The sequence below is a fragment of the Saccharothrix sp. AJ9571 genome, from assembly GCF_021725495.1.
In the GTDB taxonomy this organism is placed as follows: Bacteria; Actinomycetota; Actinomycetes; order Mycobacteriales; family Pseudonocardiaceae; genus Amycolatopsis; species Amycolatopsis magusensis.
In genome coordinates, this window is sequence record NZ_CP091382.1 from 1,977,407 (window position 1) to 1,990,663 (window position 13,257).

14 protein-coding genes are annotated in these 13,257 nt (G+C 71.6%); 4 read left to right on the plus strand and 10 right to left on the minus strand.

The features are described 5' to 3' along the window. The first annotated feature begins 60 nt into the window (after positions 1-60). The 3 genes from L3Q67_RS08400 to L3Q67_RS08410 are packed head-to-tail and all read left to right on the plus strand — an operon-like array spanning position 61 to position 2,849. Positions 61-708, plus strand: coding sequence for a sigma-70 family RNA polymerase sigma factor (locus tag L3Q67_RS08400; protein WP_499191463.1), 648 nt, complete (start codon positions 61-63; stop codon positions 706-708). Positions 709-759: 51 nt separating this feature from the next. Then, on the plus strand, positions 760-1,800 hold the full coding sequence (locus L3Q67_RS08405; RefSeq protein WP_499188983.1) for a DUF5667 domain-containing protein: 1,041 nt from the start codon (positions 760-762) through the stop codon (positions 1,798-1,800). A 59-nt stretch (positions 1,801-1,859) separates the two neighbouring features. Further along, positions 1,860-2,849, plus strand: coding sequence for an HAD family hydrolase (locus tag L3Q67_RS08410; protein WP_499188984.1), 990 nt, complete (start codon positions 1,860-1,862; stop codon positions 2,847-2,849). 115 nt (positions 2,850-2,964) lie between these two features. Here L3Q67_RS08410 and L3Q67_RS08415 read toward each other — a convergent pair whose 3' ends face one another. The 5 genes from L3Q67_RS08415 to proC all read right to left on the minus strand — a co-directional run bounded on the left by L3Q67_RS08415 (position 2,965) and on the right by proC (position 6,870). Further along, positions 2,965-3,978: a lysophospholipid acyltransferase family protein gene (locus L3Q67_RS08415; protein WP_499188985.1), complete on the minus strand. Its 1,014-nt coding sequence runs from the start codon at positions 3,976-3,978 to the stop codon at positions 2,965-2,967. A 62-nt stretch (positions 3,979-4,040) separates the two neighbouring features. Beyond that, a complete protein-coding gene (locus L3Q67_RS08420; RefSeq protein WP_499188986.1) occupies positions 4,041-5,090 on the minus strand; it encodes a Rossmann-fold NAD(P)-binding domain-containing protein in 1,050 nt (349 codons plus the stop codon). Between the two features lie 290 nt (positions 5,091-5,380). After that, a complete protein-coding gene (locus tag L3Q67_RS08425) occupies positions 5,381-5,482 on the minus strand; it encodes a 30S ribosomal protein bS22 (RefSeq protein ID WP_017986394.1) in 102 nt (33 codons plus the stop codon). 117 nt (positions 5,483-5,599) lie between these two features. Continuing rightward, the gene (locus L3Q67_RS08430; RefSeq protein WP_113695703.1) at positions 5,600-5,818 is read right to left on the minus strand and encodes a helix-turn-helix domain-containing protein; all 219 of its coding nucleotides are present in this window, start codon (positions 5,816-5,818) and stop codon (positions 5,600-5,602) included. 245 nt (positions 5,819-6,063) lie between these two features. Continuing rightward, positions 6,064-6,870 carry a pyrroline-5-carboxylate reductase family protein gene (gene proC, locus L3Q67_RS08435; protein WP_499188987.1) on the minus strand — a complete coding sequence of 269 codons (807 nt, stop codon included), beginning with the start codon at positions 6,868-6,870 and terminating at the stop codon, positions 6,064-6,066. A 145-nt stretch (positions 6,871-7,015) separates the two neighbouring features. On the opposite strand from proC, the gene L3Q67_RS08440 reads away from it, so the two are divergent. After that, positions 7,016-7,972, plus strand: coding sequence for a hypothetical protein (locus L3Q67_RS08440; RefSeq protein WP_499188988.1), 957 nt, complete (start codon positions 7,016-7,018; stop codon positions 7,970-7,972). 137 nt (positions 7,973-8,109) lie between these two features. Here the strand turns inward: L3Q67_RS08440 and L3Q67_RS08445 are convergent, their stop codons facing one another. The 5 genes from L3Q67_RS08445 to L3Q67_RS08465 all read right to left on the minus strand — a co-directional run bounded on the left by L3Q67_RS08445 (position 8,110) and on the right by L3Q67_RS08465 (position 13,213). Beyond that, positions 8,110-8,931 carry a thioesterase family protein gene (locus L3Q67_RS08445; protein ID WP_282772980.1) on the minus strand — a complete coding sequence of 274 codons (822 nt, stop codon included), beginning with the start codon at positions 8,929-8,931 and terminating at the stop codon, positions 8,110-8,112. Then, positions 8,928-9,848, minus strand: a complete 921-nt coding sequence (locus L3Q67_RS08450; RefSeq protein ID WP_499188989.1) for a proline dehydrogenase family protein — start codon at positions 9,846-9,848, stop codon at positions 8,928-8,930. The genes L3Q67_RS08445 and L3Q67_RS08450 overlap by 4 nt, the downstream gene beginning before the upstream one ends. A gap of 66 nt (positions 9,849-9,914) precedes the next feature. After that, positions 9,915-10,706, minus strand: coding sequence for a sugar phosphate isomerase/epimerase family protein (locus tag L3Q67_RS08455; protein WP_282772982.1), 792 nt, complete (start codon positions 10,704-10,706; stop codon positions 9,915-9,917). Positions 10,707-10,718: 12 nt separating this feature from the next. Continuing rightward, positions 10,719-12,218, minus strand: coding sequence for an Rv0497 family membrane protein (locus L3Q67_RS08460; protein WP_499188990.1), 1,500 nt, complete (start codon positions 12,216-12,218; stop codon positions 10,719-10,721). Further along, positions 12,215-13,213 (minus strand): Ppx/GppA family phosphatase, encoded by a 999-nt coding sequence (locus L3Q67_RS08465; RefSeq protein WP_499188991.1) that lies wholly within the window; start codon positions 13,211-13,213, stop codon positions 12,215-12,217. The genes L3Q67_RS08460 and L3Q67_RS08465 overlap by 4 nt, the downstream gene beginning before the upstream one ends. Positions 13,214-13,257 lie beyond the last annotated feature (44 nt).

Consider the following 13,257-nt stretch of genomic DNA (forward strand, 5'->3'; position numbering starts at 1 on the left):
CCAAAAGGGCCTGGGAGGTGCGAAACGATGAGCCTGCAAGTCGCCATGGCCGGCGGTTCGATGCCGCTCATCGGCGCGAGCGTGCCGAGCCGGCGGGACGTTTCCGCGCAGCGCACCGCGCAGGCCGAAGCCGCCAAGGCCGAGGCGTGGGACCTGGTGCACGCCGCGCAGCAGGGTGACGCCGGCGCCTTCGGCAAGCTGTACGACCGGTACGTGGACATGGTCTTCCGGTACGTGCTCTTCCGGCTCGGCGATCGCGATCTGGCCGAGGACGTGACCAGCGAGACCTTCCTGCGCGCCCTGCGCCGGATCACCTCGGTCAGCTACCAGGGCCGCGACGTGGGTGCCTGGTTCGTCACCATCGCCCGCAACCTGATCCTCGACCACGTCAAGTCCAGCCGGTTCCGCCTCGAAGTGGTCACCGACGAGGTCTCCGAAGGCGGGGCCAGCCCGTTCACCGGCTCCACCGCACAGGCCCCGGCGGGTCCCGAGCAGCAGGTGATCAGCCGCGCGACCAACTCCGAACTCTTCCGCTGCATCGACCAACTCGGCACTGACCAGCGCGAATGCATCCTGCTGCGGTTCATGCAGGGGCTCTCGGTGGCCGAGACGGCGGAGATCATGCAGCGCAACGAAGGCGCCATCAAGGCCCTGCAGCACCGGGCGGTCCGCCGCCTGGCCCAGCTCCTCCCGAGTGGTTTGCGGTAGGTACTCGGGAGTATCCCGTAACTGTCGTTATCGGCTGTTCGTTAGCCAGCCGTGAAGCTGCCGTGGGAGCGCGAGCGCGACCGATTCGCGCGAGCCGTCGAGGACCCGTCGTCCGAGGACGACGAGTTCCGCCACGAGCTCGATCTGGTCAGCCAACTGCGCCTGCTCGGCGACACGGCGGCCCCCGGCCCGGAGGTCAAGGAGCGCATCGCCGCCGCCATCGAGGCACGTCCGGAACCGCCGCCTCCCCCGCGCCGCCGCCTGCGGCTGGGACCCGCGGTGGTCGGCGGGCTCACCGCGGTGCTCGCGCTGGGCGGGCTTGGCCTGGTGCTCGCCGGGGACGCACTGCCCGGCGATTCCCTCTACGGAGTGAAATTGGCGGGCGAGACCGCGACGGTCGGCCTGACCTTCGACGACGAGGCCCGCGCGGGCAAACGGCTCGACCACGCCGGAAGCCGGCTGGCGGAGCTGCGGGCGATCGGCGACCGCGGGGTCGCCGAGTTCCGGACCGCCTTGGACGGCTTCGGCGACGCGACCCGGCGCGGGACCGCCGAGCTGACCGCGGTCGCCACCGGAACTTCGGGCGACCAGCTGTCCGGCCTGCGCGGATGGGCCGCCGAGCAGTCGCGGCTCCTGGTCGAGCTGCGACCGTCGGTCCCGGCGGGCGCCGGTACGGCCTATGACAACGCTGTCGTGCTGGTGGACCGGGTCGACCAGCGCGCGGCCGCGCTCGCCGGGCGGATGGACTGCTACCAGATCACCTCGGGCAGGCACGACGATCTGGGCGCGCTGCCCGCTTCGGGCGGCTGCGGCGACGGCGGTCCGCCGCAGCCGGGCGCGGTCGAGGAGGAACCGGCCCGCGTACCGGTCGACCGGCCGGAGTCGCAGACCGTGGTCAGCCCGCCGGTCGACGACCGTCCGGTGACCGCCTCGCCGGTGCTCACCGAGGCGCCCGTGCATGCACCGCCGGTGACCGGGGCGCCACCTCCGGTGACCTGGCCGCGGCCGCCGATAACCCCGCCGCCACCTGGTGAACTGCTGAGACTTCCCCCACTGTTGCCGGGATTGCCCGAGGTGAGGGTCGGCTGGTAACCCGTCGGCCACCCCGGCTCGCTACCCTGTGCACAGGCGTTTCCCACTAATCGGAGGCGGTGAGCGTGGCGCGGTGGGGCAAGGATAAGAGTCAGGAGCTGGAGCGGCTCGCGGAAATGGCCGGTGAGGCCTCCGCCGAAGCCGCCGTCGCGATGGAGCAGGCTCCGTCGGCCGTGCTGACCGTGCCCGCGCAGGACCTGGCTTCCGGTGAGGTACCGCCGGAGCCGGTCGCCGGGCCCGCCGAGGTCGGCCAGATCGGGCCCCCGGCCGCCGCCACCCCGCCGGACCTGACCGCCGCCGCCTTCTTCGACGTGGACAACACGATGATGATGGGCGCGTCGATCTTCCACTTCGTCCGCGGGCTGGCCTCGCGGAACTTCTTCACCACCGCCGACCTGGCCGGGTTCGCCTGGCAGCAGCTGAAGTTCCGGATCGGCGGCCGGGAGAACCACGACGACATCAAGTCCCACCGCGAGAAGGGCCTGTCCTTTGTGGCCGGTCGCACGGTGCAGGAGATGGTCGACGTCGGCGAGGAGATCTACGACGAGCTGATGGCCGAGAAGATCTGGTCCGGCACCAGGGCGCTGGCGCAGATGCACCTCGAAGCCGGGCAGCGCGTCTGGCTGGTCACCGCGACGCCGGTCGAGCTGGCCGCGATCATCTCGCGACGCCTCGGCCTGACCGGTGCGCTCGGCACGGTCGCCGAAAGCGTCGACGGTGTCTACACCGGACGGTTGGTCGGGGACCTGCTGCACGGCCGCGCGAAGGCGCACGCGGTGCGCGCGCTGGCCGCCCGCGAAGGCCTGAACCTGCGGCGCTGCACGGCGTACTCGGACTCGTCGAACGACATCCCGATGCTTTCGGCCGTCGGCACCTCGGTCGCGGTGAACCCGGACTCGGGCCTGCGGGAGGTCGCCAGGGCCCGGGGCTGGGAGATCCGGGACTTCCGCACGGGCCGCAAGGCCGCCAAGATCGGCGTGCCCTCCGTCCTGGGCGCCGGTGCCGTGGCCGGCGCCGTCGCCGCCGGCCTCGCCTACCGCCGCCGCTGACCCACCCTCACGCAACCGAGTCCCACGTTCAGGAAGCCGAGTCCCACGTTCGGGCAGGCGAGTTCCGCGTTCAGGCGGCTGAGGTCCACGTTCGGGCAATGACCCCGGGCGGGGATCAGTCGCGGAAGATGCTGCGGCGTTGTGAGAGGCGCTGGTAGAGGGTGTGCTGGATCGATTCGCGGACCTGGTCGGTCAGGTTGAACACCAGCATCGGGTCGTCCTCGGCTTCCGGGCCGAACTGGTCCGTGCGGATCGGCTCGCCGAATTCGATGTGCCACTTCGTCGGCAGCGGAACGGCGCCCAGCGGGCCCAGCAGCGGGAAGAACGGCGTCACCGGGAAGTACGGCAGCCCCAGCAGGCGCGCCAGCGGCTTGATGTCGCCGATCTTCGGGTAGATCTCCTCCGCGCCGATGATCGAGCACGGGATGATCGGCACCCCGGTCCGCATCGCCGCCGAGACGAAACCGCCCCGGCCGAAGCGTTGCAGTTTGTACCGCGACGAGAACGGCTTGCCGATGCCCTTGAAGCCCTCCGGCCACACGCCCACCAGCTCCCCCGCGCGCAGCAGCCGCTCCGCGTCCGGGTTGCAGGCCAGCGTCTGACCCGACTTGCGCGCCAGCGAACCGACCAGCGGCATCCGGAACACCAGGTCGGCGCCGAGACCACGCAGGTGCCGGTGCTCGGGGTGCTCGTCGTGCACGGCGACCGCGGTCATCAGCGCGTCCAGCGGGACGGTGCCCGAATGATTGCTGACCAGCAGCGCGCCACCGTCGACCGGCAGGTTGTGCACGCCGTGCGTGCTCACCCGGAACCACTTCTCGTAGAGCAACCGGAAGGGCGGCATCAGCAGCGCGTCGGTCAGCTCGGCGTCGAACCCGAACTCGTCGACGACGTAGTCGCCGGTGAGCCGGTTGCGCACGAACTTCAGCAGGGAGACCAGCGCGTCGGGCAGGTCGGCCTCGACCTCGGCGGCGGTCGGCGCCGGCCGGGCCTTCGGGAACGGGACGACCGGGGCGTCGGCGTGCCTGGTCGCTTCCTCCGCGGCGCCTTCGGGCCGCGGGGGCGCGGCCGACGGCTCGGGGGCCTTCTCGCGGCCCGGTCCGTGCAGCGGGATCACCTGCGCGCTCATGCTCGTGGTCACTTCCTGCGCCCTGCCTTCCTTTCTGCTGTTCCTGACCCCATCCGCGCGGCTCATCGCCCGCCGGCCTGGCCCGTGGCGGCCGCGACGGCCACCTTCCCGGCGAGCTTGGCCAGTCGCGGGCCGTCGACCACCGGCCGCAGCCCGCGGCCCTGCACGTAGTCGTCGAACGCCTCCCGCGTGGTCCAGCGCGGGGTGTAGCCGAACTCGCGCTTGAGCTTCGTGATGTCCACCACGCGGCCGAAGTTGAGCAACCGCACCTGGTCGGCGGAGAAGTCCACCAGCCGCGCCCCGCGCAGCATCCGGCCCACGGAGGGCATCACCCCGCGCGGCATGGGGAGCTCGACCCGGCCCGCGCGGCGAATGGCCTGCGACAGGGTGAGTACCCCTTCACTGCCCACGTTGAACACGCCGGGCTTGTCCTCCACCGTGGCCTGCTCCAGCACGGCCAGCGCGTCCGAGGAGTGCAGGAGCTGCATCCGGGCGTCGTAACCGAGCACGGTCGGCACGACCGGCAGGGAGAAGTAGCGGGAGAGCACGGTGTCGACCTCGGGGCCGATCAGGTTGGTGAACCGCGCCATGGTGACGGTGATGTCCGGGCGGCGGCGCGAGAGCCCGCGCACGTAGCCCTCCATCTCGACCGCGTCCTTGGCGTAACCACTGGTCGAGGCGGGGATCAGCGCGGAGTCCTCGGTGAAGACCGCCTGCGACCGCGAGCTGGCGCCGTAGACCGCCGCGGAGGATTTCACCACCAGCTTGCGGACCTTCGGCGAACGCTGGCACGCGGCGAGCAGCCGCATGGTGCCGATCACGTTCACCTCCTTGATCGCCGTGCGGCGACCGGGGGCGGCCGGGTGGCAGGTCGTGGAAGCGTGCACCACGGTGTCCACCCCGGCGGTGCTGATCACCTTGGCGATCAGCGGGTTGCGGATGTCGGCACGGACGAACTCGGCCCGGCCCATGCGCTGCAGCACGGCCTTGGCCGGTGGGGTGGTGTCGACGCCGATCACGCGCTCGAAGCCGGGGTTGTTGCCGAGGCGGGCGAGCAGCCGGCCGCCGAGCTCTCCGCCGACTCCGGTGACGAGCACGATGTTGGACGGCATTCGGCCCCCTGGGCGGGTTTTTGTGTGCGGGCATCGGTTCACGGGCGGGACAGCCGCGGCTCCGGACGCTGTCACTCGGGTGCGCGGCTGGTCACGCAAGACCGTATCGCGCTGACGCACCCGAGATGTTACCTCGCGACGGGCGGCCAGGAAGACCCTCTTACATGCTGTTAACCCTGTTCAACCGATTCCGGGGACAGACCACACGAATGGCGGCGGCCCGCCCGGCTGAGCCGGACGGGCCGTTCGCTGCGTGGGTCACGCAGCCGATGGAACCTGTGGTTCGCCGCTCACTTGCCCTGCTTGCGACGCTGCATCCGCGTGCGGCGCAACAGTTTGCGGTGCTTCTTCTTCGACATGCGCTTGCGGCGCTTCTTGATGACCGAGCCCACAGGTGCTCCTTAACCTCTCGTCAGTGATCACCCGGCCCGGCGCGGCGTTCAGCGCATCAGGACGAGCGGCCTTCTAGGTTACCGGTGGCCGGACGGCCACCGATCGGCGGGGGAGTGTCATCCCACGTCGTAGTAGGCGCTGTCCAGGTATTCGTGTACTGCCTTCTCCGGCACCCGGAACGATTTCCCGACTCTGACGGCGGGTAGCTCGCCCGAGTGCACCAGTCGGTAGACGGTCATCTTGGAGACCCGCATCAGCGTGGCCACCTCGGCGACTGTCAGGAACTGGACCTGGCGTGGTGGTGTCAGGTCCTCTTGTTTTTTCTTCGTCGGCATAGTCACCGCGTCCTTCGACACGTGTCGCGCCGCGCGGCTTCCCCACCGGCGGTACCGACACGCACGTGCTTCTTGCGAGAGTAGCGGGACAGGTGAGACTAATGCGACGCCTGTCACCGGAAATGCCCCGAACCAGGCCCGATATCCCCAACATTCGCCCGTTTGCAGGCCAACCACCTAGGCGAACGCGGGCCCACCCGTCACCCGCCACCACCCTCGACGGAGCTGCGCGCCGCCTTGACCGGTCAGTCGTGCGCCCTGCCCAGATCCACCGACCGGTCGCGCGCGGCTTCGATGGCCGCGATCAGGGCCGCGCGGACGCCGTGGTTCTCCAGTTCGCGGATCGCGTTGATCGTGGTGCCCGCCGGGGAGGTGACCGCCTCACGCAGGGTGACCGGGTGCTCGCCGGTTTCCGCGAGCATCTTCGCCGCGCCGACGGCCGACTGCACGATCAGCTTCTCGGCGATGTTGCGCGGGAGGCCGAGCAGGATGCCCGCGTCGATCATGGCCTCGACCAGGAAGAAGAAGTACGCCGGGCCGGAGCCGGAGAGCGCGGTGACCGCGTCCTGCTGCGACTCGGGCACGCGGACGACGGTGCCGACGCAGCTGAGCAGCTCCTCGACGAGCGCCAGGTGCTCACCGGTGGCGAATCGACCGGGTGAAATCGCGCTCATCGCCTCCCCGACCACCATCGGGGTGTTCGGCATCACCCGGACGACGGGCGTACCCTCGGCCAGGCGGCGCTCGTACAACGCGGTCGGCAGGCCCGCGCACAGGGAGACGACGAGGGTCTCGGGGCGCAGGAGCGGGCCCAGCTCGTCGAGCAACGGCTCGATGTCCTGCGGCTTGACCGCGACGACCAGCACGTCGGCCAGCTTGGCGGCCTCGGGCACGTCGACCCCGCGCACCCCGTAGCGGCGGCTCAGCTCCTCGGCCCGCTCCGGGTACCGCTCGGTGAACAGCAGCTCGCCGGGCTTGCGCCCACCGTGCAGCAACCCCGACAACAGGGCCTCGCCGATCTTTCCCGCTCCGAGCACCGCGATGACAGCCATACCCTAATTATCACCGCGCGCCCCACCGCCCCCAGCCCCGGGTTGATTGCTATGAGTGGGGCATTACTTGCATTGAACGCTAGTAATGCCCCACTCATAGCAATCGAGCCGAAACTGTCGGTGTTCGGCGGCAGGATCGGCCGGCATGAGCCGACTACCGCATTCGACCGACCTCTACCTGCACGAACACGCCAGGTACGGGGTGATTCGCGCCGCGAACCTGCGGCGATTGAACGTGCCGGAGAGCACGACCTACCGGCGCTGTCAGCCAGACGGGCCGTGGACCCACCTGTTACCGGGCATCGTCCTGCTCGCGAGAGCCAGCCCGACCGCGCGACAACGCGTGGAAGCCGCGCTGCTGCATGCCGAAGGGCACGGCATCGTGACCGGGTTCGAGGCCGCACGCCGCTACGGCCTGCGGAACGTACCCACCGGCAGTGAGATCCACCTCCTGATACCCGCCGCTCACCAGGTGCGCAGCTCCGGTTTCACGTTCGTCGAACGAACGGTCCATCCACCCGAGCCGCGGTGGGTCGACGGCATTCCGCTCGCGCCCCCGGCCCGTGCGGTGCTCGACGGGGTAAGACGCGTGCGCAAGCGAGATCCGGTCCTCGCCTTGTTGATCGAAGCGATCCACGACGGCCTCTGCTCACACGCTGGTCTGTGCGCCGAACTGGAGACCGGCAGCCGTCGTGGCACCGCGCTGCCGCGTGCGTTGTTGAAGCTCCTCGGTGAGGACGTTCGCTCGGTCCCGGAGGCCACGGCCGCCGCGATCTGGCGGAAGGCCGGGCTGCCACCGGCCAAGCAGAACGTGCCGCTGTTCGACCTCGGTGGTGCCCGCGTCGCCGTGCCGGATCTGTGGTGCGACGAGGTGGGCTTCGCCTGGGAGATCGACTCGTTCGAGCACCACTACCGGCGCAGCGACTATCGCCACACGCTCGACCGCAACGCTCGTTATACGAGCCTGGGCATCGTGTTCCTGCAGACGCTGCCCAGCCGGTTGAAATCCGAGCCGGAGAAGGTCGTCATGGAACTACGCGCCGCCTACGCGGCCGCGAAGAAGCGCCCACGCCCCCCGGTCATGCTCCAGCGCCCCGCCTAGCAACCCCTCGCCCCCGGTTTCGAGCCGGGCAAACGCTATGAATGGGGCATTACTTGCGTTAGATGCAAGTAATGCCCCACTCATAGCATCCGTCGGCCACCCCGATGCCGGGGAGCCGGGGCGGGCGCGGGGGCGGGTTAGGAGCCGGGGGCCAGGGCCAGTTGGCGGGACTGGCAGACGAGGCGGCCCGCCGAGTCGATGACGGTGGCGTCCGAGTCGAACCAGGATTCGTGGATGGCGCGGCAGTCGACCTGGACGCGCAGCCAGCCGGGGGCCGGGCGGCAGCGGACGAGGGCGGTCAGCTGGACGGTCGGCGCCCAGCCCATGCGCCCCACGTTGAACACCACCGGCGGGTTCACGTCCCCCGCGAGCAGCGCGAAGAACGGGTCCGGCTGCCCGGCGCGCGGCCGGACCCACAGCCGGATGCGGGGCGCGTCCGCGGTCCGGCCCGCCAGGTAGCCCACGGTCGACGGGTCCAGGCGCACGTCGCACGCCTTCGCCAGGTTGAACGCGCCTTCGGCGGTGTTGCCGCCGATCTGGATCGCGCCGGGCGGCGGCTCGGCCGGGACCGGCGGGACGTCCGTCCACTCCGGACGGCGGACGGGCAGCCGCCCGGTGGTCACCCTGGCTTCGACGCAGTTGCGCCCGCGTTGCTCCAGCCGCACCCCGACCACCGTCGCGCGGCGGCCCAGCTTGTGCAGTTCGGTGCGCAGCAGCACCGGGCCGATGGCAGGCGGGTGCAGGAACTCGGCCGAGACCACCAGCGGTTCGGCCTGCGGCTCACCGCGCTCGGCCAGCAGCGCCTGCGCGGCCTTGGCCAGCAGCGCGATCAGGAAACCGCCGTGCGGGTGCGTGCCGATCGACCACTCCGGGCGCAGGTCGGCGGTGAACGTGCCGTCCCCGAGCGAGCGGGTCGAAATCGCCGCGCCGAAGGGCACGGCCTCTTCCCCTGCGCTCACGAACGGCTGGCCAGCGCGCGCAGGAAGAAGCTCAGGTTCGCCGGCCGCTCGGCCAGGCGCCGCATCAGGTAGCCGTACCACTGCTCCCCGAACGGGACGTAAACCCGCACGGTCTCCCCCTCCCCGGCCAGCCGGCGCTGCTCGTCCGGCCGGATCCCGTACAACATCTGGAACTCGTAGCTGCCCTGCTTGCGCCCGTACCAGCGCGCCCGCTCGCCGAGGATCTCCACCAGCCGCGGGTCGTGGGTGGCGAACATCGGGTACCCGTCACCGGCGAGCAGCGCGTTCGCCGCGCGCACGTAGCTCCGGTCCACCTCGTGCCCGTCGGAGAAGGCGACCGACTCCGGTTCCGCGTAGGCCCCCTTGCACAACCGGACGCGGGAACCGGCCAGCGCCTTCGCGTCCGCCTCGGTCCGCCGCAGGTACGACTGCAGCACCGCGCCCACCCACGGCCAGGTCCGCCGCAGGTCCGCGACCGTGGCGAGGGTGGCGTCGGTGGTGGTGTGGTCCTCCATGTCGATGGTCACCGTGGTGCCGCACCGCTCGGCGGCGGCGCAGACGCGCCCGGCGTTGTCCAGCGTCAGCCGTTCCCCCAGCTTCTGCCCGATGGCCGACAGCTTGACGCTCACCTCCGCGTGCGGCGCCAGCCCCCCGTCGTGCAGCCGGTCGAGCAGGTCCACGTAGGTCCGCACGGTGCGCTCGGCCTGCTCGGCGTCGGTGGTGTCCTCGCCGAGGTAGTCCAGGGTGGCGGTCAGCCCGGCGTCCGCCAGTGACCGCACCGCTTCGACCGCCTGGTCGTGGCCTTCCCCGGCGACGAAGCGTTCGACCACCGCCCGGGTGCCCGGCGCGGTGGCCACGAGCCGGCGCAGCCGCTCGTTGCCCGCGGCGGCGAGGATCGTTGATCGCAGGGGGTTCACGCCGGGAACTTTACGTGTTCGTGGCGCCGAAACCGAGCCGCCTGGCCGGACAAGTTGATCTTGAACTCACTGGCCGAGGTGCAGGCGCGCGTACAGCAGCGCTTCGGCGAGGTCCTTGACCCGCCGCGCGGGCTCGGCGGCCCGCCGCGTGTTGATCTCCAGCACGACCTGCCCGTCGAACCCGGTGCGCAGCAACAGCTCGAGCAGTTCGGCGCACGGCTGCCCGCCGCGGCCGGGGACCAGGTGCTCGTCCTTCGGCACCCCGGTGCCGTCGGCCAGGTGCACGTGGGTCAGCCCGGCGCCCATGCGCCCGGCCAGCGCGATCGGGTCCATCCCCGCGGCCGCGGTGTGCGACAGGTCGAGCGTGTAGTTGCGGTACCCGACGTCGGTCGGGTCGATCGACGGCCGGAACGCGGACACCCTGGCGTCCCGGTTCCGGCCCGGCGGGCGGACCTTGAACATGTTCTCCACCGCGATCGCCACCCCGCTGGCGTCCTCCAGCTCGGCGACCAGGTCGGCGAAGCCGTCGCCGTAGCGGCGCTGCCAGCGGAACGGCGGGTGCACCACCACCGTGCGCGCCCCCAGCTCCTGCGCGGCCTCCACGCTGCGGCGCAGGCGAATCACCGGATCGGGTGACCACACGCGCTGGGTGATCAGCAGCGACGGCGAGTGCACCGAGAGCACCGGCATGCCGGTGCGCTTCGACCACTTCCGCAGCTCCCCGACGTCCTGGCTGACCGGATCGACCCAGACCATCACCTCGACGCCGTCGTAGCCGAGGTCGGCGGCCAGTTCGAAGCCCGCCCCGGCTTTCAGCGGCCACACCGAAGCGGTGGACAGGCCAATGGGAATGCTCACGCGGGCATGGTCCTACTTGGACAACAGGAGCAGCGCGGCGGGGGACACCGTCACCACCAGCCCGACCAGCACCGCCAGCACGGTGGTCTGCAGGTCGTCGGCGCGGCGGATCTTCCGGACGATCCAGACCAGCGCGACGATCACCACCAGCGCGGCGATCAGGGCGGCGGCGGGCAGCCTGCCCCACAGCCAGTTGAAGCCCAGCCAGACCCCGGCACCGCCGATGACGCCCAGCGCGAGCTGCGCGGCCATCACCAGCCACTGCTTGCCCGGCGAAGCTTCCTCGTACCGGTCTTCGACAGCGTCGAGACCGGCGGCGCCGGCGTACGGGTCGTCCAGCTCGTCGACCTCGGCTTCGAGTTCCGCGTCGAACCCGTCGTCGTAGTCGGCCGAGCGGGTGCGGTTCGGTGGCCCGTCGAAGTCGTCGGCGTAGGCGGGCCCGCCGAGTTCTCCGGCCACCGGCCGCTGCACGGCTTCGAAGTCACCGGTGCTGAACCGGCCGGAGGCGAACTGGCCACCGGCGGGGTCGGCGTCGATCGGGTCGTCGCCGACCGGGGTCATCGCGGCCTGGGTGTCCTCCAGGCGCTCCTGGTCCCGGCGCTGGCGCCAGCCCGCCAAGCCGGCGGGCGGCTCGTCGGGCTCGGCCTCCGGCGGCGGTGGTGGCGGTGGTGGCGGCACCGGCTGCGGCGGTCGCGGGGTGAACCCGCTCTGGTAACCGCTGGCGTAGCCGCTCGAATATCCGCTGTTGTAGCCGCTGGGCGGGCCGTTGGCCGGCTCGTCGGGGATCACCGGGATCTGCTCGGTGTGCTCCTCGCGCGTCGGCGGCGCGGGACGGCGGACCGGCCCACCACGACGGCGCGGCGCGCGCGGGGGCACCGGGTAGGCGCCCGAGGGCGGCGGACCGGGCTCCGGCTCGACGGGAGGCGCCTCGACCTCGTCCAGGCCGTCCAGGCGGGCGGACAGCCCACCTGAGGGCGGACCGGCCGGCTGGGGCGGCGGAGGTGGCGGGGGCTGCTGACGGCGAGACCGCGTCGGGACCCGCCGGGTGGGCGGGTCGATCGGGGACTCGGCCTCGGGGGCTCCGCGACGCGAACCGCGCCGGGGCGGCGGCTCGTCCTGCGGCGGCCGGGGCAGCGCGCCCGACTCCTGCTGCGGCGGGCGCGGCAAGGCACCCGATTCCTGCTGGGGGCGCGGCAGGGCGCCGGAATCCTGCGGCGGGCGCGGGAGCGCGCCGGAGTCCTGCCGGGGCGGGACCGGCAGCGCGCCAGAGTCGTGCCGCGAGCCCGAGCGGCGAGGGGTGCCGTTGCGCCGGTTCGCCGGGGGCGGGGTGTCGCCCTGGATGCGCTCGATGATCGCCTGCGGAGCGGTGTCGCTGATGTCGCGCCGCGGAGCTTCTTCCTCATCGTCGGCACGACGACGACGGCGGCGTGAGCCACCGCCCTGGCCACCGTGTTGGGCGAGCAGTTCGGCCACCGTCTTCTGGTGCTGCTCGCTACCGCTGTCTTGGGTCATCCCTTCCACCGTGCCTGTCGCCCGTCGTCGAAGTCCAGTCCCCGTCCGCCCAGTGCAGTGTCCTCGGCACCGTTGGAATGGTCCAGCCGTCGCAGGATCACTCCCTCCCGCAACGCCCACGGGCAGATCTCGAGTTCCTGCAGTGACAAAGCTCGCATGGCGGCCTGCGCCACCAGCGCGCCGCCCACCAGCTGGTGGGACCGGCTGGCGCTGACCCCCTCCAGCTGGGCCAGATCGGCGGCGGTCATCCGCGAGATGAACGAGATCAGCTGCCGCAGCGCGGTGTCGGTGAGCGCCCGGCGCACGCGCTGCCCCTCCGCCGACGGCGCCGCGCCGGTCAGCCTGGCCAGTGAGCGGAAGGTCTTCGAGGTGGCCACCACGCGGTCGGGGAACCCCAGTTTGGCCACCTTCTTCGCCAGCCCGGCGAGCTGCTCCTCCAGCCACGCGGAGGTGGCGATCAGCTCGGCACGGCTCGGCGGGTCGTGCTTGAACCGCGTGCGGGTGATCCGCCCGGCACCCAGCGGCAGCGACTCGGCCAGTTCCGGCTCCTCGTCGATGCCCATCGCGACCTCGAGCGAGCCACCGCCGATGTCGAGCACCAGCAGCTTGCCCGCCGACCAGCCGAACCACCGGCGGACCGCGAGGAAGGTCAGCCGCGCCTCGTCCACCCCGGAGAGCACCTGCAGGTCGACGCCGGTTTCGTCGGTGACCTTGCGCAGCACCTTCGCCGAGTTCTTCGCCTCGCGCACGGCCGAGGTGGCGAAGGCCATCACCTCGGCGCAGCCCAGCCGCGAGGCCGCCGCCTTCGCCGAATCCACCGCGCGCACCAGGTCGTCCGCGCCCGCCTTGGTCAGCTCACCGGACCCGGTGATCTGCTCGGCGAGGCGCAGCACGGTCTTCTCCGAGTGCATCGGCAGCGGGTGGGCACCACGGTGCGCGTCCACCACGAGCAGGTGGACGGTGTTGGAACCGACGTCGAGGACCCCAAGGCGCACGGGGGTAAACGGTACCCGGCTGAGCAGACCCGCTGGTCGGCAAC

Coding starts and splice junctions, on each gene's coding strand:
- L3Q67_RS08400 (WP_499191463.1), top strand. CDS start 61: ATGCCGCTCATCGGCGCGAGCGTGCCGAGCCGGCGGGACGTTTCCGCG.
- L3Q67_RS08415 (WP_499188985.1), bottom strand. CDS start 3,978: ATGAGCGCGCAGGTGATCCCGCTGCACGGACCGGGCCGCGAGAAGGCC.
- L3Q67_RS08420 (WP_499188986.1), bottom strand. CDS start 5,090: ATGCCGTCCAACATCGTGCTCGTCACCGGAGTCGGCGGAGAGCTCGGC.
- L3Q67_RS08430 (WP_113695703.1), bottom strand. CDS start 5,818: ATGCCGACGAAGAAAAAACAAGAGGACCTGACACCACCACGCCAGGTC.
- proC (WP_499188987.1), bottom strand. CDS start 6,870: ATGGCTGTCATCGCGGTGCTCGGAGCGGGAAAGATCGGCGAGGCCCTG.
- L3Q67_RS08440 (WP_499188988.1), top strand. CDS start 7,016: ATGAGCCGACTACCGCATTCGACCGACCTCTACCTGCACGAACACGCC.
- L3Q67_RS08460 (WP_499188990.1), bottom strand. CDS start 12,218: ATGACCCAAGACAGCGGTAGCGAGCAGCACCAGAAGACGGTGGCCGAA.